Here is a 22,120-nt window from a genome sequence, read left to right as displayed (position 1 = left end):
TTTGCGCTCCCCATCCGACGGCATGCAGGACGCGAAGCGGCCAGCTCCCCGCCTGCGCATGCGGCGGGCCTTCCCCCGCCACCACCCAACTCGAGGTCGTACATGAGCACTGACCGCAAGCTGGCCCTCACCGAAGTCGGCACCAACGAAGTCGAGATCATGTGTTTCTATCTCGACATCCCGGACGGGGACGCCGTCCACCGGGCCTACTACGGCATAAACGTCGCCAAGGTTCTGAAGATCACCCGCCTGCCCGACCAGGTCATGCGCCCGCCCGGCACCACGCACTCCTGCGTGTGGGGGGCTTTCCACTTCAAGGACCGCGACAAGGTGGTGCCCATCGTGTCCCTGGCCGGATACCTGGAGCAGGACCTCCCTGACGATCACTCCACCCTGAAGATGATCATCACCGAATTCAACCAGGTGATGACAGCCTTCCTGGTCTCCGGCATCACCCGCATCTACCGCCTGAGCTGGGCCGACGTGGAGCAGCCCGACAAGCACATCAACGAGTACTCCCGCAACGCCTTCACCGGCATGGTGAGCCTGGAAGGACACATCGTGTTCATCCTGGATCTGGAGAAGATCGTCATCGAGCTGAACCCGCAGGCCGGGAAGGACTTCTTCGGGGTGTCCACGGGCGTCACGTCCGACCGCAACATCAACGTCCTGCACGTGGACGATCAGGCGCTGGTGCGGCGAATGGTGAAGAAAGCCCTGGAACAGGATGAGGCCTTCACGGTCATCTCGGCGGACAGCGGGCAGGCCGCACTGGACATCCTTCGGGCCAAGAACCAGGAGGCAAGGGAACAGGGGCTGACCATCTGCGACATGCTGGACGTGGTCATCTCCGACGTGGAGATGCCGGTGATGGACGGCTACACCCTGTGCAAGAACATCAAGGACGACCCGGCACTGGCGCCCTTGCAGGTGTATCTGTTCTCGTCGCTCATAACGCCCGAGACCGAGCACAAAGGGCACTCAGTGAAGGCCGACGGGCAGTTCCCCAAGCCCCAGACAGAAATGATGGCGCGCGAGATAATGGCCGATCTGGCCAGGAAGTGCATCGCCACGAGGTAGGAGCGACAATTGTCTCCATAGCCAGACGGCATGGCGATTTCATTTATGTGAAAGAATGATTTGCTTGGCGGGATCAATTGACTGACGAGCAAGGTTTCGACGTTTTGCACACTACTCGCGCGAAGATCAGAATTGACCAAAATCTTACCGTAGCCTGCCATCATCGCCAAGCGAATGCCACGCTCTTAGACGTCATCGATTGAACAGAAAACGAAGAAGGTCTACTGATAGGCGCAGAAATAAAGTGCAAGTGGGAAAAGCGACACTACCCCAAAGTAACGCTATTAGTTTATACGAACTATTTGCAATTCTCGAAAGTTAAATGCATAGGGATTGCCATCCGGATTAGATTCTTCCCTATTGAACTTCTCTGATTCAAATTCAATCACATTGAGCCCAGATTGCGAGTCAAATTCAAAAGAATCAGGAATGGTGTCCATAAGCCAAGGGGTTTGCGGAAGCGCCTCATAACGTCGCTTAAATTGCCCATTGGCAAAAATAGTTATGCGCTGGTTTTCGATTGCATTGTTGATTTTAAATGAAACACGGTAAACAGACTGCTTGTTGCTTATAAAAGCTATGTAGGTTCTCGGACCCAGAGCCCATCTCCAGCGAAGTGACTTGTCCCGTTCGACACCCAGCAATCCCTGCGAATAAACAAGCGGCGTTGAGGTAAAGCGTACAAAATCAACAGTGTCAAGCTCAGCACAAGTGAGAGAGCTTGAATTGTCACGCGAACAGGAATTGCAAGAAAAAAACAACGCAAGAAACAACATCAAACAAGAAAAGGACTTTCGCATCTTATTTTTCCCTAACATAAACATCGAAAGACTTGAATTGCAAAGTTTCCTGATTTCCACCAGCATATGCAGGTGAAATATCGTTAAGACTCAATGCAACGCGGACATGAATTTTACTATAATACTTGTTCCTATCGATGACAAATGCAATGTCTTCTTGAACATCAGGCCCAATACTTGTCTTATAGTGATGCTCCACTTCATCATCAAACCAAACCTCAAATGTAATTTGACTATTCCTGCTCCGATTAGAATATTGAAATATCAAAGTTACAACCTGTGGAGAAACCACCCCTGAATCATTCAAAATCAAGCTTTCAAACGAACCCGGCAAACCGTGAAACACCGGGACAAGAGAATTGGACATCAGAGCCAGATCAGTACTGCTATAAACAGAACGAGTAAACCCTGATATTGTCATTGGCACATGATCCTCAAAGGGAAGATGCGTAAAAGCCACTCCGTGAGGGCGGAGGTTATTCCAAGAATAAAGGTTGGTATTTTCGACAACATGCACCCTGCGCACTTCACCCGCCACAGCATGCAAATCTTCATCCTTAACAGTTGCCTCCTGGAAGCGCTTTTCATCAGCTGCGAAATATATATTGAACAACTTCAACGGCTCCACTCTTGGCGCAGAAAAGGCGTTATAGACTTTTTCACGAGACAAGTGCCAAGAAAGAACATTTAGCTGAGACGGTTCTGCGTAAACAACTTGACCATAAAAAGAAGGATCTCGCAACACAGCGACCTCTTCCTTCACAATTCCCCCTGTACCTCGCAAATCATACTTCCCCACCAAGAGTGAAGAGACCCCACTGTACAGAAATACTAAAAATAGCAAGCCAAGTACATATTGATACTTTCGTGAAACAACCTTCCAACAAAAGGCCGACGTAAGGACCACCAAATATGTCGGAAGCAAAAAACTAAGGTGCCATGGATTAAAGAACGACCCATACTTCATAGTCAAAAGAGCAACCAGTGTGAATAACGGAACTGACAAACCCACAACAAAACTAGCCACATCCCGCTTTAGAAGAGCAAACAACCCCAGAGAATACGCCACGACAAGAGGGACGGGCGAAAAATAGAAACCACCAAGAAGGGCAGCAACAGAGTTTCTCGAAAACGACACCACAATATCCCAATGAGTTGCCGAATTAACGATCCCCCTGTGTGACTGAAAATATGGGACAGCAAAGTAGGACATACCAACGACAGCGACAAGCGTCATCAACGCAAGCACGGCGTTTTGCTTCGACATTACAGGCCGACGAAACGCCAGACTCACCACAACAACCACAGCGCATTCTGCTGCAACAAAAAGCACAGATGTATAATGCAGAAATATTAACGCACAATTTGCGAGCGCAAGCTGAACAGCACTCCTCAGCCTTCTATCATCCAAATAATTCTTCAAGTAATATAAGCTAACAAAACACAAACATATCACCAATGTATACGGCCTGACTTGACGAGAAACAGAAACAGCAAACGGATCGACTGCGAGCATAACAGATGCCAGCGATCCAGCAACTTGCCCTGCATATTTTGTTACAACAATGTATGCCAAATAAATGGAAGCAACGCCAAAGAGCGCAGGCAGGAATCGAAGAGCAAACTCAGACTCTCCAAAAATCAACACTCCTTTTGTAATAATATAAAACAAAGGAGGGTGTATTTCGCAATAACGGCAAAAATCTAGAATGTACTCAAGTGAATGCCGGGATGTGAGCGGAACAAGAACCTCATCCCACCACATTGAAGGAGTTCCAAGTGCGTAAAAACGCAAACACGCCCCCACAACGACAGCGAGGGTAACTAATAAACGGCTCATATGACTTGTGCCGACCCCTTTGTGACGGGCATTATTTGAGGGCCAGTTCCTCCGGCCTACAGATACGAACAGGTCGTCGGCAACTCTATCAAACCTCAGGCCCTCGAAAGGGCCTTTCTTGATATTGCTGGCGCTTGCCGCGCACCACGCCGTTTGATTCAGTCGTGTGCCGGGTGCGTCGAACGACGATGCAAACCCGGCACAGACTGCGCAGGTGCTACTTGTTCTTCTCGTGCCACTTCCAGGCAGTGTCCACGATGGTCTCGATGTCGCCGTAGCGGGGCTTCCAGCCAAGCAGCGAGTAGGCCTTGTCCGCGTAGGCGTAGAGTCCCGGCGGGTCGCCGGGGCGGCGCGGGCCTTCCTTCACGGGCGTCGTCTTGCCGGACACCTTCTCAACCGCCCGGATGACCTCGCGCACGGTCTGTCCGTTGCCGGTGCCCAGGTTCACGATCAGGCTTTCGTCTTTGTCCTGGAGGTACTCCAGGGCCTGGATGTGGGCCACGGCTAGATCGGTCACGTGGATGTAGTCGCGGATGCAGGTGCCGTCCGGGGTGTCGTAGTCGGTGCCATAGATCTCAACATGGCCGCGCTTGCCCTGGGTGGCCGCGATGACCAGCGGGATCAGATGCGTCTCGGGGTCGTGCTCTTCGCCGATCTCGCAGTCGGGGTCGGCCCCGGCGGCGTTGAAGTACCTGAGCGCGGCGTGGCGGATGCCGTAGGCCGTGTCGAAGTCCTGGAGGGTCTGCTCCATCATGAGCTTGGTCCAGCCGTAAGGATTGATGGGCTTCTGCGGGTGATCCTCGCGCAGCGGAAGCTCCGTGGGAACGCCGTAGGTGGCGCAGGTGCTGGAGAACACGATGTTCTTGCACTTGCCCCGGCGCATGGCGGACAGAAGCGAGAGCGTCCCCACCACGTTGTTGCGGTAGTACTTCTCCGGATCGGTCACGGACTCGCCCACGTAGGCGAAGGCCGCGAAGTGCAGCACGGCCAGGGGCTCATACTGCTTGAACACCGCGTCCAGGGCCTCTCCGTCCAGGATGTCGCCCTTGATGAGCGGTCCCCATTTCACGGCCCACTCGTGGCCGTAGACCATGTTGTCGAAGGTGATGGGCTGGTATCCGGCCTGCTTGAGGGCCTTGCAGGTGTGCGAGCCGATGTAGCCCGCGCCGCCCGTCACCAGGATGTTGCCTTTCATTGCGTGGCTCCCGCGTTGTCCACGGCCTGCCCGAGCACGGCAGTGCGCCCGTGCCAGACCATGGTCAGTTCTCGATAGAAATTCGTCACTTCGATGGTCAAAGCCACTTCCTGCCCCGGCTTCAGGGCGTCCACGCCCAGGAGCCCGGCGGGCAGAAGCCCTTCCACCTGGATGTGCGGCAGGGGCTTGTCCAGGGCCTTGAGCAGGCCAGCAGCCTCGATGCGCTCCACCGGCGCGCCGTTCTCGTAGCGCCACAGCTGCGGCGCTATCTCGAAGCGCCCCGGCCAGACGCTGTGCGGCCTGGGGGCCAGATGCACCCCGAAAGAGTGCGGTCCGCCGCCAGCGTCCACGGTTATATGGATTTGGTACGTCTCGGACAAGGGAAACTCGCCCTGATAGTCGAGAAGCGCCAGGTCCACGTAGTTCTGGCCGATGTTGAAGAAGTAGAGTCCCTTCTCGTCCCAGCTCAGGTGGATGTCGCCAAAGGGCATGTAGGGTTTGGGAGCGCTGAACCCTGTCAGGCGCGTGCCGACCTTGTCCACCCAATCCTGGAGCGAGCCGTCGGCCACGCTCTTGCCAGCAGCTGCGCGCAAGATCACGGGTTTCGCGTCTGCGTCCCGCTTCCCCGTCCAGCGGCTGGCCGCATGAATGCCCGCGACGGTCGGGTTCAGCTTGGCGAACGCCTCGGTGAGCAGCTCATAGGGCTTGTTGTGGATGTCCACGAGGCCCATGTTGAAGTCCTCGCCGTCGCTGCGCCCGCCGGTGGGCTCGTCGAAATACTGGAACCAATGCACGCCCGCCACGTTGGGAAACGAGGCGAAGTTGCGCATGGCCGCAGTGGCTCCCCTGGTGCGCTGCTCCTGGGTCTTCACGTGCATGAGGTGGCCGTTGTTGGCGTTGCCGCTGCGGTTCTCCTCGGCGGCGAAGAAGTACTCGGAGATGAGCACCGGCGCGGGCGAGAGTTCGCGAAGGCCCTCGAAGTAGTACGGGGCGACCCAGCCGTCCTCGCAGTCCACGTTGTAGTTTGTGGAGAGCACGTCCACGAAGCCGCGCTGTGCCAGCACCGCGTCCTGGTTGTAATAAAGCGGCAGGCGGTCGCCGATCACCAGGGCCTTGGGGTCGGCCTTGCGCATGGCCCGGTAGGCCAGCTCGTAGTAGCGGCCCGCGATCAGGCGGGTGAACGCGCCGATGGCCTTGATGCCCTGCCCGCCGGGGCGCAGCTTCAGCGCCGCGCCGTCGTCTTTCAGTTTCTCGAACGAGTCGAACCCGGCTGCAGGGACGAAGTCTTTCAACAGCCGATCCCACTTCCCTTCATACCGATCATACAGCAGCTGCCACAGCACCCGCTTGGACGAAAACGCCCAGCCGCGCTCCAGGTGCCACAGGAACAGCGGCGAGTTCCACCACCCCACTTCGTTGTCGGTGAAGTAGCCCAGCACGCGGGGGTTGTCCTTGTACTTGGCCACGATCTCGCGGGCGATTTCGTCGGCATTTTCCTGCATGGAGGGGTCGAAGATGTCGTACCAGTGGAGCTTGGAGTTGCGCCCCAGGTCGATCTCCGGGATGATCGGGAAGCTCATGACCCCGGACGGGTCGGACCAGCCCCCTGCGGTGTTGAATCCCCACGCCGCAAGCCGCTCCTGGGTCTCTTTTCCCCAGGCTTCCATGCTGGGGTAGAACCGCTGCCAGTAATAGCCCTGAGCAGCCTTGGACTTGGCGTCGTTCTCGCCGCCGCTGGTATTATTCGTTCCAATGGAGAAGAATTTGCCGCCGTCCGGGCCAACCAGCCAGCGCACGCCGTTCTGTTCAGTGGTGGACCAGCCACGCGCGTGGGACAGCGCCGGGATCAGCAACGCCGCCAGCAGCGCGACGGAAACAACAAGTCCCCATTTCTCGACTCTGACACGTCTATTATTCACGGAAAGGCTCTTTGTTCTCTTAAAGTATTGTCATTCGGCTCAAGTGAATTCAGTGGAGAAGAAGCCTCCGGCGGCCAAAGGGCCCAAGCACCCACGGGCTTTGGAAACCCATACCGGCTTCGCCACTTCAAGCCGTCCCATGGCCTCGCCCGCTGGCCCCGGAATCCGTTTTCCCGCTTCACTTCGGCCCAAGCCGCAGGGTGTGGCGCGAACCGGTGAGCGCCGGGAGGGCGCGGGGCGCAAACTCGCAGCGAGTCTTCGAGCGAGTAATGTTTGCGTCACGCGACCGGACGGGGCTCGACGGAGCGCGCCGCACCCTGCGGCCCACGCTTGCCCAGCCCCGGCCCATCCCCGCCAAAAGCAGCGCCCTACTCCGTCGCCTCTTTCAGCAGCTTGCCGAGCACCACATCGGAATCGAACCACTGCTCCGCGAACTTCCGGGCGGCACGCGAGTGCTTGTCCCAGTCGCCCCGCACCGCTTCGATCCCGGCCAGCGCTTCTTCCTCAGTCGAGAAGGCAAGCACGCCCTCTCCCACCGGCATGAACCCACTGAATCCGGTGTCCTGCACCACGCAGGGCCGCCCCGCCGCCAGATAACAGGCGCTACGGCAGGAGAACCAGCCGCTCCTGGAGGCGACGTACGCGTTCTTGGCCATGCTGAACTCGGCAAACGAGTCCCAAATGTAATCGCGATACAACCAGGGCGTGGTGGACTTGGCGAAGCCGTCCTCCAGCTTCCAGCCTTTCTCCTCCAGCATCTCGCGCGGGGGCCTGCCCTGCCCCAAAGCCAACTCCAAGGTGGCCCCGGTCTTGCTGGGCAGATCGATGAACTTGGCGAACTCCATGTTCTTGCCGCCGTACTGCACGCCGCCGATCACCGGGCCGGACTCCTTGGGCTGCCAGGAGAGCACCGTGGTGAAGGCGTTCCCGGCGGGCCTGCGCGGCGCGTCCCAGCACTCCAGCACGATGGGCTGGCGGGTGGGCTGCCAGTCGAACACGCCCTTGGGGATGATGCAGCCTTCCTTGCCGAAGTTCTCGGCGAAGCTGAAGAAGCGGTCGTGCATCTTCATGTGGTCGATGTTCTTGACGTCTTTTTCGTTGGCCGTGCCTGCCAGATAGTCCGGGATGCCCGCCTGGGTGTACATGGGGTCGGAGTCGATCAGCACCTTCACCGGGATGGACTGATACTCCTCGCGCATCCACAAGGTGGTGGAGATGTTGAACACCACGTCGGCGCGCTTGACCACGTCCGCCAACTGCTCCTGGCTCAAGCCGTGAAAGTTGTCGCCGGGGTCGCGCACGCAGAAGCGCTTGGCCAGATCAGGGTGCAGCGCGCTCAGGTAATCAGTCAGATATTTGATATGATACGAATAATCTTCCGTGAAAGTCACGTTGAAGGGGTCGTAGGCCCAGCCGCCCGTGTCCTCGAGATAGTACACGTCGTGCCCGAGCTTGTGGAAGCCGTGCAGGTACTGGATGTAGTCCCAGGCGACGCCGCCCAGGGGATAGGTGCAGGCCAGTCCTGATACGATGATGGTGCGCTTTTTCATGTGCTAGAGCCTCGGAAGGGGTGGATCCGGGATGGCGGGACGAGACGGCTTGAAAGGCCGGATGTTTCCGGCGCCGTCCACTTCCACGTATGACTCGCCGCTGGTTCCGGCGTATTCGGCGATGGCCGCCGCCAGGGCGGGCATGGCCTTTTGCAGGTCGCTGGTGGGGCCTTTGCTGACGATGTTGATCTTCCAGACCACGTGCCTGGGGTCGTTTCGGGCGAAGCGGGCCATGTCCACGGCCTCCAGGGAGACCTCGCGGATATAGGTCAACACGAAGAACGGCCTCGGGGTCGGCCCCATGGCGCGCTGGGAGAAGGTGTCGAACTGTGAGCGGCCGTCCTCGCGCACGCGGTAGACCAGATACAGGCCCAGATCCGCCTCGGCGAGGCTGGACGCATGCGTGTAGCCCTTGGCCACCAGGGCTCCGGACAGACGCGCGGCCACGGCCTTGAACTCGGCGTCGTCGGACTTGGTCTCCATGATGCCGGGCAGGATGTAGAAGCGCCTCCCGTAGGGGACGGACTCGGCGTAGGCGTCCACGTGCATGGTGTAGGTGGGGCCTGCCATGCTGGCCATGGGGCCGCAGCCGGTGAGGGCTGACGCCACGGCCAGCAGCACAAGCAGGGCGGCTGCCCGGACCGGACCGGAGAAGACGGCGCGGCAGACGCCCATGGACGCAAGGCTGCCGGAGGCTCTTCCATGAATGTTCACCGCTGTGGCCTCCGATGGTATTCCAGGCGCGTGCCTGGAGGCGCGTCCCGAACTGCGTCCCGAAAGGCTCTCAAGAGTACCCATGGTGCGCTCCACTGCGGTCCTACGGCGCTTCCTCGACCGCGTCCTCGACGGGCTTCTTGCGCTCCTTGAGCGGCGCGAACTGAAGCGAATGCAGTCGCGCGAACTCCCCGCCCTTGTCCAGAAGCTCCTGGAACGTGCCCATCTCCCAGACCTTCTTGTCCTTTATCACCAGGATAAGGTCCGCCCGGCGCATCATGGACAGGCGGTGGGCGATGACGAAGGTGGTCCGGTTCAGCATCAGCCGGTCCAGGCTCTCCATGATGAGGGCCTCGGTCCCGGCGTCCAGGGCGGAAGTCGGCTCGTCCAGGATGAGCAGCGGCGCATTCTTCAGGAGCGCCCGCGCGATGGACAACCGCTGGCGCTGCCCGCCCGAGAGGTTGGAGCCGCGTTCGTCCAGCTTGGTGTCGTAGCCATCGGGCATGGCCATGATGAACTCATGGGCGTTGGCCATCTCGGCGGCGTGGATGACCTCCTCGCGGGTGGCGGTGCGCTTGCCATAGGCGATGTTGTCGTGGACGCTCATGGGGAAGAGGTGCGTGTCCTGAAGCACGATGGCCACCTGCTGCCGCAGGCTTTTCAGCGTCACGGACCGAAGATCCTGGCCGTCGATGGTGATGCTGCCCTGCTGCGGATCGTAGAAGCGCAGCAGCAGGCTTATGAGCGAGGTCTTGCCCGCGCCGGTCTGGCCCACAACGGCCACGGTGGACCCGCCGGGGCAGGAGAAAGTCACGTCGGTGAGCACGGGCCGCGCCGGATCGTAGCCGAAGCCCACGCCCTTAAAGGAGACGGACCCCTTGGCGATCTCCAGGGGTTTGGCGTCCGGGGCCTCGGGCACGGCCTTGTCCTCGGCCAGGACGTCCAGCACGCGCCGGGCCTGGGCCAGGGAGCCGCGGATCGCGCCCATGGTGTTGGCGATGGAGTTGAGCGGCGTATACAGCGAGGCCAGATAGCCCAAAAAGATCAGCAGCTCGCCCGTGGTGAGGTCCCCCTCCATGACGTGGCGCGCGCCCACGTAGAGCACGTAGGCCGTTCCGGCGGCGGTGATGGCCCCGATGACCCATCCGTAGGCGGTCTGGAGCGAATAGAGCGAGAGCTTGCGGTCGAAGCTGTGCTGCGACTGGCTGACGAAGCGTTTGCGCTCCTCGTCTTCGCGGGCGAAGGCCTGCACCAGGGAGATGGAGTTGAAGATGTTCTCCACCGTGGAATAGACCTGCGACTCCTTCATGTGGGTCTCGTAGGTCAGGTTGCCGATCTTCTTGGTGACGGCGGAGATGGCCAGGATGAGAAGCGGCACCACGGACATGGCGTAGAGGGTCAGCTCCCAGTCGATGCCCAGGAGCACCACGAACATGCCCGCCAGCAGAACCAGGCTGGTGAGGGTGGTGAACACCCCGTTCATGAGCAGTGTCTGCACCGAGTAGGTATCGCCCATCAGCCGATAGAGCAGATCGCCCGTGGGGCGGGTCTGGTGGAACAGCAGGGACTGGCGCTGGAGGTGGTCGAACAGCTCGCAGCGGAAATCCTGCACCATGTCCTGGCCCATGCGGATGGTCAGGTAGTTGTTGGCCAGGGTCACGAAGCCGGAGAGGAAGTGGATGGCCACCAGCGAGATGGCCACGATGGCCAGCTGCGCGCTGGCCGAGAACATGTCCGGGGATACGGTGAATCCCCAGAATTCCAGAGGCTTGTGCGCGATCACCTGGTCCACGGCCAGTTTCAGGGGCCAGGGCTTCAGAAGTTCCAGCCCGCTCTGCACGCCCACCAGGGCCAGGCAGAACAGGAACAGCAGCGTGTAGGGCCGCAGGTATCCGAGGAGCTTGAGGAAAACGGCCATATTCTCGTGGGGGATGTTGTGGTTGGACCGCATACGGGCCGCGAAGGCTTATGCCTGCGCGGCCCGGTCGGGTCTATACGCCAGTGCGTCTAGGATGTCATCTACTGAAGCGGCGCTTCAACGGTGGTGCGGGTGGCCTCGGCCTTCCCGTCCGCCAGGGAGTCTTCGGCCACTTCCAGCGCTTCGGCAACGACCAGCTGCTCCTTCACGGCCACGGCTTCGTCGGCAGTGACGGCGGCTTCCTTGGCAGCGGCCTTCTTGGCGCAGGCGGGCTCGTCCATGCTGCAACCGGCCTTGCAGGTCATCAGGTGCTGGGACAGCTTGGTGACCATGGACGCTGCCGAGGACATGCCCTTGGCGGTCCACAGGATGGAGAGGAGCGCCGCGCCGCCGCAGGCCGCAGCCGGGATCATGGCCTTGAAGCCCAGGCAGGTGGCTGCCGCGGCAAGGCAAAGGCCGGTGAGGGCGTAGGCGAAGCCGGTGGGCAGGATGGAACCGGCCAGGCGCACGAACCGCTTCTCCGAGCCGTGGTTCTCCACGGTGGCGCGAAGGGTCATGGCGGTCATCAGGCCGGGCTGCACGCGCAGGTCCCAGGGGGCGGTGTTGGAAGAGGCGGCGTACCCGGTGTCCGTGGAGTGGCTCACGTTCAGGGTGCGCAGCACGCGCAGGATGTGGTCCAGCACGTCCTCGCGCTCAAGGGAGGCGTTGTTCCAGAAGAAGCGGTGGAACTTCAGGCCCCTGCGGAAGATGGACGTGGTGTCCTTGATCTTCTGCCAGAAGGTGTACTTGGGCAGGTTGGCTTCCTCGGGCAGGCCCAGAACCGCCATGTTGCCACGGGTCGCGCCCTTGCGGCCGGCGCGGCGAAGCTCCATCAGGGTCTGGTAGCGCGCCTTGCCGCGAATCCAGGGCTGGGCCAGGGTCAAAAGGGCGATGACCACGCGCGACAGGAAGTTGTCGTGCGCCTTGGGCAGCTTGGCCTGTGCGGCGCGGTGGCCGACGAAGGCGAAGGTGGTCAGGAGCATCAGTGCGCCCACGGCGAACATGGGGGCGAAGGCGAAGCCCGTGCCCAGGGCCACGAAGGCGGCGATCATCCATTCGAAGGACAAGGGCAGGTAGGCGGTCAGGCTGCCCTTGGGTTCGTACAGGGTCTGGAACAGGCCCGAGCCGAACACGCCGTGGTAGATCACCGGGCGGGTGGACAGCAGCGCGCCGGAGATGTCGCCGTAGATGCGACCGGCCCAGCGGGAGTTGCCCAGCACGTTGAAGCGCTGCGGGTGCTTGGGCATGAGCAGCGCCTCGGCGCGGCCGTAGCCCTTCTGCTGCTTCAGGTACGCCTTCACGGTGTTGCGTCGGTGATGCCAGACCATCATGCCCGCGTGGAAGCCGATGGTGTGGCCCATGTCCATGAGCCTCCAGCACAGGTCCACGTCGTCACCTGCGGCGCGGTAGGTCACGTCGAAGCCGCCGGTGGCCATCAGGTGCTCGCGGCGATAGGCCATGTTGCAGCCGGGGATGTGCTCGGCGATCTCGTCGGTGACCAGCACGTGGGTGGGCGCGCCGGGAGACACGGCCACGCAGGCGGCCGTGCGGTTATCCTCGGGAGGGGGCAGGTTGGGGCCGCCCACTGCCGCGAAGCGGGGGTCCTGGAAGGCCCAGGCCATGTAGGTCAGCCAGTGGGGGTCCACGTAGCAGTCGGAGTCGGTGTAGGCGATGATGTCGCCCTTGGCCGCGTACATGCCCACGTTGCGGGCGGCGGACAGGCCGAGGTTCGGCTGGTGGATCACGTGGATGAAGGGGAACTTGGCGGCGTACTTGTCGCTTATTTCCCCGGTCTTGTCGGTGGAGCCGTCATCGACGACGATCACCTCGAAATTGGGGTATTCCACGTTCTGGAAGCTGGCCAGGCAGCCCTCCATGGTGGAGTCGGCGTTGTAGGCGCACACGATCACCGAGATCATGGGCTGATGCTCGGGCAGCGGGGGCAGCGGGTTGGCGTAGGCGCGGGCCACGGCCTCGAAGGCGGCCTTGGGCTTGCGCTCGGCGTCCACGATGCCGAACTTCCAGTCCTCCACCAGATGGCCGCCGGTGTACCACTCGTCGGTCCAGGCGAAGACCATGGTGCCGGACACGCCTTCCTCAAAAGAAGCGCGCACCTGCCAGTCCAGGAAGTCGGCCACGGCGGCCTCTCCGTGGCGCAGCGAATCCATGCCGAACTCAGACAGCACCAGCGGGATATCGCCGGCAACGTTCTGCAGGCGCTTCACATACGCGCGGAAGCTCTTTTCCTCGTGCAGGTAGACGTTGATGCTGAGGAAATCCAGGAAGGGCAGCTTCAGGTATTCCGTGGAGGGGTAGTTGGCGTAGGTCACCAGGCCCGAAGGGTCCTCCTGGCGCACGATGGACGCAAGCTTCGCCAGGAACTTCTCCACCTTCTTGGCGCCGCTCCAGCGAACGATGTGGCTGGGGATCTCGTTGCCGATCAGGTACGCCAGGATGGCCGGGTGTCCGGCGCAGGCGCGGGCGGCCTCGCGCATGGTGTCCTTGATGGACTCCTTCACTTCCCACTGGTCAAGGAAGCACAGGTGCTGGGGCCAGGGGATGCCGACCATCACGTGGATGCCCGCGCGGGCGGCGGTGTCCAGGAACCACTTGGGGGGGACGTAGTACACGCGGATGGTGTTCACGCCGATGGAGCGCATCAGGCGGAAGTCCTCGGCCACGCGCTCGGGCTCGGGCAGGGGTTCTCCGTTCTCGTTCTCGGGGAAGGGACCGTAGGTCACGCCCTTGATGAAGAACTTCTTGTCGCCAAGAAACAGAAAGCGCCCGTGTACGCGGGGACGCTCCAAGATGCCTTGTCCGGCTGCGCCGCCTTCCAGTTGGAACATGGTGTCCTCACCCTTTCCGGCGTGTGCCGCCGGGATATCGCTTTGTTGGCCTCGCCCGCCCGGTGTGATCCGGGATTCCGGGGGCCGCGCACAGTGTGCGCGAGGTGCCAACAGCAAGGCGTGTGCCAGGGGTGAGGATGGGTGGGAGGCCGCGCCAGGGCTTGCCGGGGAAACCGATTACGAAGCCCGGTTACGAAAATTGCGCACGAACCGGTTACGATAATTTCCCTTGACGCGTTTTACGGGAATCGGGGCGGGGACGCCTACAGCGTCCCCTTCATCTCATCCATGGCCGCAGCCGTCTGTTCCAGCAGGGTAAGAACGGGCGCGACCAGCGCCGCCAGATCCTTGGTCCGGTTCTCGCGGGCGGCTAGTTCGAGCGCCTGGCTGGCCTGGCGCAGCGGCTCGGCCTGGAGGGTGCCGCTGGCGCCTTTCAGCGAGTGGGCCAGCATGGTCATCGTGCCCATGTCCATTTCGTCCAGCGCCTTCTCGAACCGGACGCGGCGCGCGGGCGCTTCCTCCACGAACACGCTGAACACTTCCCGGATGAGCTCCCGGTCGCCTTCCATGCGCTCGTCCAGCTTTGCCATGTCGATGAGATTTTGTTCCATAAAATGATTCCTACCATGCGCCGCAACGCGCAGGCAATTGCTATTGACCGGTTTTGCCGCCCGCCACGTCCAGCGCCGGGGACAGGCGCAGCACCACCTCGGTGCCGTGACCCTCGCGGCTGGCCACTTCCACCTGCCCGCCCCAATCCTCCACGGCCTTGCGGATGAGCGCCAGCCCCAGGCCGTAGCCCTTGCCCTTGCCGACGCCCTTGACGCTGAAAAACGGACTGAACACCCGCTCCAGCACCTCCTGGGGCATGCCGCGCCCGGTGTCGCGCACGCCGATCAGCACATGGCCTTTCTCCAGCGACGCCTTCACCTCCACCAGCCCCGGTCCTTCCATGGCTTCCACGGCGTTGGTGACGAGGTGCATCACCCCCTTTCGCAGGGTGTCTTCGTGGGCCAGCACGTGCGGCAGGCCGCCGCCCACGGCCAGGGAAAGCTCCACGCCCGTGGGCAGGAACCCCGAGCGCATGGTCTCCACGGCCTCGCGTACGATCTTCTCCGCGTCCACCTCGCCGGGTTGGTCGGAGCCGGGACGGTAGAAGCTGATCATCTCCTTGAGCACCACATCCAGCTTGGCTGTCTCCTCAAGGATGATGCGCACCTTCTCGCGTTCGCGCTCGGTCAGGTTGGGTGACTTCAGCAGCGAGTTGGTGAAACCGCCGATGGCGAACAGCGGGTTCCTGATCTCGTGGGCCATGTAGGCGGACAGGCGCTCCACCACGCCCACCTTCTCGGTCTGTTGCAGGCGCTTTTCACTCTCGGTCCGGCTGGTGATGTCACGGCGCATGACCATCACGTGGGTCAGGCTGCGCGTGGCATCGTACACGGGATAGGCGTACTCGCGGAAATACAGGAGCCTGCCTTCCTTGCTGACGCGGGTCTCCATGGACTCCGCCTTGCGCCCGGTGCGCAGCGCCGTGTGGAAGGGGCAGTCCTTGGTCTCCGGGTGGCAGAAGGGCATGTCGTCCCGCACGGCCTGCACGTCCCAGCAGGGCTGGCCCAGGAGTTCCTCCTTGGGTACGCCCCGGCGCAGCACCACGTTGCGGTTGCAGTCCACCACGCGCCCGTGCTTGTCCAGCAGCAGGATGTCCTCCGGGACCTCGTCGATGATGGCTTGCAGGAGCACCCGCTGGTTGTCCAGGCTCAGCTGGCAGTGGGCGCTGATGGAGGCGAACTTGTTCAGCGCGCACAGGAAGAACGACGCGGTGTGGTCGATGAAGCTGACGGTGTCGGGCAGCGAGGCCACGATCTGCTTGATCTTGTAGCGCTTGCCGGCCAGCTCGATGAGCAGGTTGATGTCCGGATGGGCGGCCAGCATCTCCTGGTAAGTGGGGTACACCGGCATGTCGGCCACGCGCGGGTCGTGCAGCTTGTCGGTCTCCGGCCCCGGCTCGCTCAGCGCCACCAGGGTCATGGGCGGCAGGAAATCCGCGATGGCCGGATTGTGGATGATGTCCAGGATGGAGAGGAATCCCGCGCCCGTGCCCATCATGCCCACACGGAAAGCCGTGTCCTCCAGCTCCCAGAGGCAGTAGCCCACTGGCAGTTGATCAGCCATGCGCCCTCCCCTGCTCCGCCAGGATCATCTCGTAGAGTTCCTTGACCGTCATGCCGGAAAGCCGCGCCGCCGCCCTGCGCGCCACGTCCTTGGGCTTGCCCCCGGCGTCCAGCTCCTCTTTGAGCACCTGGGCAACGTCCTCCTGCCCGGAGACGTGCTTCTCCAGGGCCGGGCCGATCACCACGGTTATCTCGCCCAGGAGGTCCAGCTCCCTGCCAGCGAAGTCGGACAGATTTCCCGACAGGAACTCCTCGTGCGTCTTGGTGAGTTCGCGCGCGATGACGCATTCGCGCTCGCCCAGCACCTCGCGCGCCACGGCCAGGGACGCGCCCAGGCGGTCCTTGCGCTCGAAAAACACCAGCGTGCACCCGGCAGGCGCGAACCGCGCGAGCGCCTGGCGGATGTCGCCCGCCTTGCGCGGCAGAAATCCCAGAAACACGAACGGCTGCGGCGCGAGCCCGGACGCCGACAGCGCCGCCATCACCGCCGACGGCCCCGGCGCGGGGCGCACGGCGTGGCCCGCCTCGCGGCAGGCGCGCACCAGCAGGAATCCCGGGTCGGACAGCACCGGCGTGCCCGCGTCGGAGATGAGCGCGGCTTCGCCCCCCTGGCCCAGGTGTTCCAGCACCTGAGGGATGCGCCCGGCCTCGTTGTGGTCGAAAAGTGACAGGAAGCGCGCAGGAGCGATGCCCTGCTGCGCGAAAAGACGGGAAGCGCGCCGGGTGTCCTCGCACAGCACCATGCCCGCGCGCGCAAGAATCTCCTTCGCCCTGGGGGTCAGGTCCGAAGCGTTGCCAAGCGGCGTGGCCACGACCCAGAGGGTGCCTGGAGTCTCACTCATGGCCGTTTTATTTCATGGCCGCCAGTCGATTGCAAGCAGGGGCATTGACAGGGGAATACGCCGGGAATAAATGTGTGCCATGGCTGATCCAGCATACAACGTCGGCACCAACGGCCCCCTCTCCGTGGCGCTCTCCCAGCGTCTCATCACCTTCGAGCCCCAGCAGGCGGCCATGGACAACTTCGCCCAAAAAACCGTGGCCGTGCCGCCAGTCTCCGTGAACGCCTGGAGCAACGCGTTCGAACAGATCGAGAAGGGGCGCATCATCGGCAATGTGGTCATTTAACTTAAGAACATGAGAGAAGAGTGAGGCAGAATATGCCTCCGGCGGCCAAAGGAACACGTTCCTTTGGAATCCTTTATAGCTTCGCGTAGTGTGCGCTTTACTTGCGGGAGATGGTCACCACGGCCATCTTTTTTGTTTGGGGAGAAGCGAGGCCGGAGGCAGTATACTTCACGCTCCCCCACCAGCCCGTCTCCTTGAAGAACGTGTCGTGATTGCTCACGATCCCCATGGGGCAGCTGAACAGGCAGATCAGGCAGCCGCTGCCGTCCGGCTTCGTGGCCATCTTCAGGTTGCCCCCGAAACGCATGGCGATGCCGCGCCCCTTGGAGTCGGTCACGAGTTGGGAAATGTCCATTGGTTGTGGCGAGCCTTCGAGTTGCACCGAGATTCGCAGGGCGTCGCCTTCCACCCGGGTGGTGTCCCAGTTCTGCATCGTCATGTTCTCGCCGGGTTTGAAACCCAGCGCCACCAGCGCGTTGAACAGGTCACGGGGCGCGACGAAGCCTTGCAGCAGGGCCTTGTCGGCGTATTCGCCGTCGCGAAAGACGGCGAAGTGCTGGAGAGGTTCGCCCACCATGGCCGGATTCAGTTCGGCCAGGAATGACACGCTCCCCGAGCCGATATCCATGCGCATCGGGTTCTGCGGGGAAAGGCCGGACAGCCCGGATGCAGCCAGGACCGGACCTGCGGCAAGGCTGGCGATAAGGCTGGAGAGCAAGGCCAGGGCGGAAATCACACGCTTCATCGAGGTCACTTCCCAGGGCAGGATTGGCAGGCGGGCGGCTGCCCGCCGCCGCCCCGGACGGGCTTACGCTTATTCCACCGCCGCCGCCAGCCTGCGCAGAAGCGAGGCCAGCCGGGAGGGTTTGCGGGGTGGAGCAGCCCCGGAGGCCAGCTCCGGCAGGCGCTCCAGAATGACCCGCGCGGCGAGCTCAGCCCCCTTTCGCGTAAGGCCCGTGCATTGCGAAAAATGCTTGGGCGGGTCGGCCTTCACGGGTTTTATGAGCACCCGGCAGCAGGACGAGCCGTGCTCCTTCTTGAAGCGGTCGTGCACCTCGCGCGCGGCCTCGCGCACATCCCTGGGGTCGAGCCCGCGCGACAGGAACCAGGACGCGGCCAGCACCGCGCCGCCAAGCGCCCCGCACAGGCACCCCGCCTTGCCGATCCCCTCGCCAAAACCCATGGCAAGGCCCCGGGCCTGCTCGCGTTCCAGCCCGCCGCCAAGCCCCTCGTTCAGCGCGGTCATGATGGCCTCGCCGCAGTACATCTCTCGGTTGGCGAACAGCGCCTCGGCCCTGTCCGCCATGGATTGCACCAGATCGTCGTTCATGGGGCTTGTGTGGCAGGCGCTGGCTCAAAAGGCAAATTCGCAATCCCGATGCCACGGTCCCCGAAGCATCCGATACCCCAATCCTTGATTTGATGAACCAACAGCGCTAGAGTGCGGCAATCTCGATATCATTCGCCACAAGGGTCTACCTGCAATGAACACCCCACGCACGCTCCGCGCCCTGCTCACCGTCCTGGCGCTCTCCCTCGCTCTCTCCCTGTCCGGCTGCGCCGGAATGGACTTCTTCGGCAAGGACGCCCCGCCCGCCTCCGCCCAGGAGCAGCAGGCCCTCCAGGCCAAGGCCGACGACGCCTGGCGCGCCGGAAAGTACGAGCGAGCCCTGACGCTCTACGGGTTCGTGCTGCAAGGCCAGGCCCTCACCCGCGAGGCCAAGGTGATCGCCCTGGAGCGCACGGCCAGAGCAGCCCTCACGCTGGGACGCTACCAGGAGGCCCTGGACGCCTTGGACAACTGGGGCCAGACCGACCCCAAGGTGAAGTCCACCTGGGAATGGACGAGCCTCTCCGTGCAGGCGCTCTCCGCCACCGGGCGCGAGCGTCAGGCTGAGGAGCTGTTGGCCAAGATCATCCAGACGCGCGGCGCGTCCTTCGACCTCACCGGCCCGGCGGGCATCGAACTGGCCAAGCGCTACGCCTCGCGCGACCTGTCCAGCCAGGCCGCCCAGTCGCTGCGCACGCTGCACGCCAAGGCCCCCTCCCGCAAGGAGCGCGCCCAGTTCGAGTCCGAGACCGCCCGCATGCTCGGCTCGCTCGAGCCCAAGGCCCTCTCTTCCCTTCTCTCCACGGTCAACAACGCCAACCGCAGCGTTTTCCCCTACAACCTGATCGCCTTCGAGGACTTGCGCCGCGCCACCGTGGCCAACCCCGCCGAGCGCTCCCGCATGCAGGACATGGCCGACAGCCTCTCGCGCTCCTCGGATCTGGCCGACCGGGGCCTCCCTGGGCGCATCCTGACCCAAGGGCTCACCGCCGCCACCGCAGGCGCCGTCAAGGACGCCCCGCCCCTGCCCGACAAGGATCTTGCCGCCGTGAAGCCCGGAACCGTGGCCATGGCCCTGCTCCTCCCCCAGACCGGGCAGCTTCGCGCCCTGGCCGCCAAGGTGCAGGCCGGAGCCAACGCCGCCAAAGACATCCTGGCCGCCCAGGGCGTCCAGGTGGACATCCGGATCATAAACACCGACGATCCCAACTTCGTGGACCAGCTGACCGCCCTGCCCCACGAGGTCACCCTGGTGGGCGGCCCCATGCACTCCAGCTACTTCAAGAACCTGCCCGCCAGCGGAGAGCTCTCGCGCAGGGTGTTCCTGGCCTTCATGCCGGAAGTGGCCGAGGCCGAGGAAGGCAAGCACATCTGGCGCTTCTTCTGGAGCCCCCAGGACGAGGTCAACGCCGTGCTGGGCATCCCCGTGGAGGAAGGCGTGAAGCGCTTCGGCGTGATCTACCCCGAAGACCGCATGGGCAAGCGTCTGGCCGACGCCTTCTCCACCGCCGCTGCCGCGCGCGGGGCCGAGGTCACTGCCATCCAGGCCTACCCGCCCCAGGACGCGCCCAAATGGGGCGACATCGTGAAGACCATGGTCAGGGCGACGCCCACCGGCACCGACGGCAAGAGCTTCACGGCGCGTCCGGATTTCCAGGCCATCTTCATCCCCGACGAGTTGCAGCGCGCCGACCACATCATCGGCCAGCTCCAGTTCTATCAGGCGGATTCGCTGGTGATCTTAGGCCCCCAGCTGTGGTCCGCCGCGTTCAACACGCCCGGAAGCCGCACCAACATAAGCCCCGCCAACTACCGCTACGCCTTCAGCCCCGGCGCATGGTGGCCGCAGTCCCCCGTCCGGGCCGTGTCCGACCTGAGGGCCCAGATGGCCAAAGCCCAGCAGGGCGAGCCGGATTTCTGGGCGGCCCTCGGGTTCGACTTCGTCCGTCTGGCCGCCGGAGCCGGAGCCATGCCCCCGGATTCGGCCCCCTCGGAGATCAGCAAGCGGCTGAACGACTCGTCCAAAAAGATGGAGTGGGCGCTGGCCCCCATCACCTGGGACGCGGGCGGCCACGCCAAGATGAACATGTTCTTCCTGCGCCCCTCGGTCGACGGCCCCGCCCAGGTGGACAAGGACGGCTTTCGGGAACGCCTGGAGGCGCTCAAGGCCAAACAGCAGCCCCAGTGAGTCGGGCGAAAAGCCTGCGGGAGTCTTCCCTGACCCGCGCAGGCGGGGACTCGGATTGCGCCCCCGGACAGCCGGGAGGCGTTCTGCCCGGTTTGTCCGATCGGCGCAGGCAGGCCTGACATGCCAGGCGCGAGTATCCAGAACCGGACCGCCCCAGGGGGCGTGGACACCGCACGCCCGGAGATCCTTCCTGGCCGGTTGAGCCTGCGCTCCCTGTCCGGCCGGGACCCGTTCGCCCTGGCCGGGCGCGCCGTGCCCGGCCTGGACGGCCTGCGCGGGCTGGCCTGCCTGATGATCTTCAACGTCCATTTTTTCGCCCAGTACTCCGAGCAGAACTACTTCACCTGGCCGCAAGGTTTCCTGTACGAGGTGCTGCGCGCCCTGCATTCCGGGTCGCACGGGGTGGACGTATTCTTCGTGGTGTCCGGCTTTCTGATCTACGGGTCGCTTACGCGAAAACGCCCCGGCCTCGCGCGCTTCCTGCTGGAGCGTTACAAGCGGCTTTTGCCCGTGGTGCTGGTGATCAACATCCCGGCCCTGTACTGGATGAACGCCACCTGGAAGGAGGTGGTGGACAACGTCCTGTTCCTGGATTTCTTCGGCTCCCGGCTGGTGACCTTCGTGTCCTGGGCGCTGATCTACGAGATGTACTTCTATCTGCTGTGCTGCGTGTGGCTCATCGTGCTGCGGCGTTTCACGCTGGGTCCCGCAGGTGGGGAGCAGCGCCCGCCCTGGCTCTCCTGGGCGGTCCTGACCGGGCTGTTCATCGCCAACTGCCTGTATTTCCGGGTGACGCCCATCCTCTCTGACTGGCGCTTCGCGGGATTCTTCGTGGGCATCGGGCTGGCCATGCTGCGCGCCGATCCGCGCGGGCGCAGACTGTTCGCGATGATTCCGCCCGGAATCTGGCCTCTCGGGCTTGGCGTGCTGGCCCTTGGCTGCTGGCTGTGGTCGCGCGACTTCGTGGGCACGCTCTCGGCCATGTCGCCCGCATTGGCCCTGGCCTACTTCATCGCCTTCGACCTGTGCGTGGCCGTGCTGGTGGCCTCGTTCGTCAATGCCCGGCAGGCTCCCCCGGCCCCGGAAACTTCCGGGGCAGACCATGCTGAACCGGACGCCTCGAAATCCCTGCCAGCGCCCACAGGCGCAGCAACGACGGCCCCGCCGACAGCAGGCGGCCTCTTCGCCTGGGAGCCGCTGCGCTGCCTGGGCGCGGTGAGCTATTCGCTGTTTCTGCTGCACACCCAATGGGGCCTGCCCCTGGCCAACAGCTTGTTCGGCGCTCCCGCCTCGCTGGCCGGACTGACCCTGCACTACTCCCTGAGCCTGGGCCTGTCGTTTGCGCTGGCTGCCTTCCTGTACATGCACCTGGAACGCTTCTACTTCACGAGGCGCTGAC

At 62.8% G+C, this 22,120-nt stretch carries 17 protein-coding genes; 4 read left to right on the top strand and 13 right to left on the bottom strand.

Annotated features, from left to right (window positions below):
• Positions 1-102: 102 nt before the first annotated feature.
• Complete coding sequence (locus G453_RS0102175; protein ID WP_027189717.1) at positions 103-1,080, top strand: chemotaxis protein; 978 nt, start codon at positions 103-105, stop codon at positions 1,078-1,080.
• Positions 1,081-1,364: 284 nt separating this feature from the next.
• On the opposite strand, the gene G453_RS27705 is transcribed toward G453_RS0102175, so the two are convergent.
• The 11 genes from G453_RS27705 to rsmI all read right to left on the bottom strand — a co-directional run bounded on the left by G453_RS27705 (position 1,365) and on the right by rsmI (position 16,917).
• Complete coding sequence (locus tag G453_RS27705; RefSeq protein WP_156920761.1) at positions 1,365-1,880, bottom strand: hypothetical protein; 516 nt, start codon at positions 1,878-1,880, stop codon at positions 1,365-1,367.
• Position 1,881: 1 nt separating this feature from the next.
• The gene (locus G453_RS26945; RefSeq protein ID WP_084502046.1) at positions 1,882-3,720 is read right to left on the bottom strand and encodes a glycosyltransferase family 39 protein; all 1,839 of its coding nucleotides are present in this window, start codon (positions 3,718-3,720) and stop codon (positions 1,882-1,884) included.
• A 217-nt stretch (positions 3,721-3,937) separates the two neighbouring features.
• Entirely contained in the window at positions 3,938-4,915 is a 978-nt protein-coding gene (galE, locus tag G453_RS0102165) for a UDP-glucose 4-epimerase GalE (RefSeq protein ID WP_027189715.1), read from the bottom strand.
• The gene (locus tag G453_RS21895; RefSeq protein ID WP_156920760.1) at positions 4,912-6,834 is read right to left on the bottom strand and encodes a hypothetical protein; all 1,923 of its coding nucleotides are present in this window, start codon (positions 6,832-6,834) and stop codon (positions 4,912-4,914) included. The genes galE and G453_RS21895 overlap by 4 nt, the downstream gene beginning before the upstream one ends.
• 368 nt (positions 6,835-7,202) lie before the next feature.
• Entirely contained in the window at positions 7,203-8,384 is a 1,182-nt protein-coding gene (locus G453_RS0102155) for a glycosyltransferase (protein WP_027189714.1), read from the bottom strand.
• A 3-nt stretch (positions 8,385-8,387) separates the two neighbouring features.
• Positions 8,388-9,098 carry a hypothetical protein gene (locus tag G453_RS0102150; protein ID WP_156920759.1) on the bottom strand — a complete coding sequence of 237 codons (711 nt, stop codon included), beginning with the start codon at positions 9,096-9,098 and terminating at the stop codon, positions 8,388-8,390.
• A gap of 103 nt (positions 9,099-9,201) precedes the next feature.
• Complete coding sequence (locus G453_RS21890) at positions 9,202-11,049, bottom strand: ABC transporter ATP-binding protein (protein WP_235731667.1); 1,848 nt, start codon at positions 11,047-11,049, stop codon at positions 9,202-9,204.
• A gap of 68 nt (positions 11,050-11,117) precedes the next feature.
• Positions 11,118-13,901, bottom strand: coding sequence for a glycosyltransferase (locus tag G453_RS21885; protein WP_051271453.1), 2,784 nt, complete (start codon positions 13,899-13,901; stop codon positions 11,118-11,120).
• A gap of 263 nt (positions 13,902-14,164) precedes the next feature.
• Positions 14,165-14,512 (bottom strand): Hpt domain-containing protein, encoded by a 348-nt coding sequence (locus G453_RS0102135; protein WP_027189712.1) that lies wholly within the window; start codon positions 14,510-14,512, stop codon positions 14,165-14,167.
• Positions 14,513-14,552: 40 nt separating this feature from the next.
• The gene (locus G453_RS0102130) at positions 14,553-16,076 is read right to left on the bottom strand and encodes a two-component system sensor histidine kinase NtrB (RefSeq protein WP_027189711.1); all 1,524 of its coding nucleotides are present in this window, start codon (positions 16,074-16,076) and stop codon (positions 14,553-14,555) included.
• Complete coding sequence (rsmI, locus tag G453_RS0102125) at positions 16,069-16,917, bottom strand: 16S rRNA (cytidine(1402)-2'-O)-methyltransferase (RefSeq protein ID WP_027189710.1); 849 nt, start codon at positions 16,915-16,917, stop codon at positions 16,069-16,071. Before rsmI ends, G453_RS0102130 begins: the two co-directional genes overlap by 8 nt.
• Before the next feature lie 79 nt (positions 16,918-16,996).
• Between rsmI and G453_RS0102120 the strand changes: the two genes are divergently transcribed.
• Positions 16,997-17,203 carry a hypothetical protein gene (locus G453_RS0102120; RefSeq protein WP_027189709.1) on the top strand — a complete coding sequence of 69 codons (207 nt, stop codon included), beginning with the start codon at positions 16,997-16,999 and terminating at the stop codon, positions 17,201-17,203.
• Between the two features lie 97 nt (positions 17,204-17,300).
• Here G453_RS0102120 and G453_RS21880 read toward each other — a convergent pair whose 3' ends face one another.
• Together G453_RS21880 and G453_RS21875 are read right to left on the bottom strand one after the other, a co-directional pair.
• Complete coding sequence (locus tag G453_RS21880; RefSeq protein WP_051271451.1) at positions 17,301-17,948, bottom strand: YdjY domain-containing protein; 648 nt, start codon at positions 17,946-17,948, stop codon at positions 17,301-17,303.
• A gap of 69 nt (positions 17,949-18,017) precedes the next feature.
• A complete protein-coding gene (locus tag G453_RS21875) occupies positions 18,018-18,533 on the bottom strand; it encodes a C-GCAxxG-C-C family protein (protein WP_043643951.1) in 516 nt (171 codons plus the stop codon).
• Positions 18,534-18,687: 154 nt separating this feature from the next.
• On the opposite strand from G453_RS21875, the gene G453_RS25905 reads away from it, so the two are divergent.
• A complete protein-coding gene (locus G453_RS25905; protein ID WP_051271448.1) occupies positions 18,688-20,721 on the top strand; it encodes a penicillin-binding protein activator in 2,034 nt (677 codons plus the stop codon).
• A 120-nt stretch (positions 20,722-20,841) separates the two neighbouring features.
• On the top strand, positions 20,842-22,119 hold the full coding sequence (locus tag G453_RS0102100) for an acyltransferase family protein (RefSeq protein ID WP_084502045.1): 1,278 nt from the start codon (positions 20,842-20,844) through the stop codon (positions 22,117-22,119).
• Position 22,120: the final 1 nt, after the last annotated feature.

The organism is Fundidesulfovibrio putealis DSM 16056 (genome assembly GCF_000429325.1).
In the GTDB taxonomy this organism is placed as follows: Bacteria; Desulfobacterota; Desulfovibrionia; order Desulfovibrionales; family Desulfovibrionaceae; genus Fundidesulfovibrio; species Fundidesulfovibrio putealis.
This window is presented reverse-complemented; position numbering and strand designations above follow the sequence as displayed.

What these genes read in the sequence shown, in the direction of transcription:
- G453_RS0102175 (WP_027189717.1), top strand. Translation starts at nt 103, where the DNA reads ATGAGCACTGACCGCAAGCTGGCCCTCACCGAAGTCGGCACCAACGAA.
- G453_RS27705 (WP_156920761.1), bottom strand. Translation starts at nt 1,880, where the DNA reads ATGCGAAAGTCCTTTTCTTGTTTGATGTTGTTTCTTGCGTTGTTTTTT.
- G453_RS26945 (WP_084502046.1), bottom strand. Translation starts at nt 3,720, where the DNA reads ATGAGCCGTTTATTAGTTACCCTCGCTGTCGTTGTGGGGGCGTGTTTG.
- galE (WP_027189715.1), bottom strand. Translation starts at nt 4,915, where the DNA reads ATGAAAGGCAACATCCTGGTGACGGGCGGCGCGGGCTACATCGGCTCG.
- G453_RS0102155 (WP_027189714.1), bottom strand. Translation starts at nt 8,384, where the DNA reads ATGAAAAAGCGCACCATCATCGTATCAGGACTGGCCTGCACCTATCCC.
- G453_RS21890 (WP_235731667.1), bottom strand. Translation starts at nt 11,049, where the DNA reads ATGCGGTCCAACCACAACATCCCCCACGAGAATATGGCCGTTTTCCTC.
- G453_RS21885 (WP_051271453.1), bottom strand. Translation starts at nt 13,901, where the DNA reads ATGTTCCAACTGGAAGGCGGCGCAGCCGGACAAGGCATCTTGGAGCGT.
- G453_RS0102135 (WP_027189712.1), bottom strand. Translation starts at nt 14,512, where the DNA reads ATGGAACAAAATCTCATCGACATGGCAAAGCTGGACGAGCGCATGGAA.
- G453_RS0102130 (WP_027189711.1), bottom strand. Translation starts at nt 16,076, where the DNA reads ATGGCTGATCAACTGCCAGTGGGCTACTGCCTCTGGGAGCTGGAGGAC.
- rsmI (WP_027189710.1), bottom strand. Translation starts at nt 16,917, where the DNA reads ATGAGTGAGACTCCAGGCACCCTCTGGGTCGTGGCCACGCCGCTTGGC.
- G453_RS0102120 (WP_027189709.1), top strand. Translation starts at nt 16,997, where the DNA reads ATGGCTGATCCAGCATACAACGTCGGCACCAACGGCCCCCTCTCCGTG.
- G453_RS21880 (WP_051271451.1), bottom strand. Translation starts at nt 17,948, where the DNA reads ATGAAGCGTGTGATTTCCGCCCTGGCCTTGCTCTCCAGCCTTATCGCC.
- G453_RS21875 (WP_043643951.1), bottom strand. Translation starts at nt 18,533, where the DNA reads ATGAACGACGATCTGGTGCAATCCATGGCGGACAGGGCCGAGGCGCTG.
- G453_RS25905 (WP_051271448.1), top strand. Translation starts at nt 18,688, where the DNA reads ATGAACACCCCACGCACGCTCCGCGCCCTGCTCACCGTCCTGGCGCTC.
- G453_RS0102100 (WP_084502045.1), top strand. Translation starts at nt 20,842, where the DNA reads ATGCCAGGCGCGAGTATCCAGAACCGGACCGCCCCAGGGGGCGTGGAC.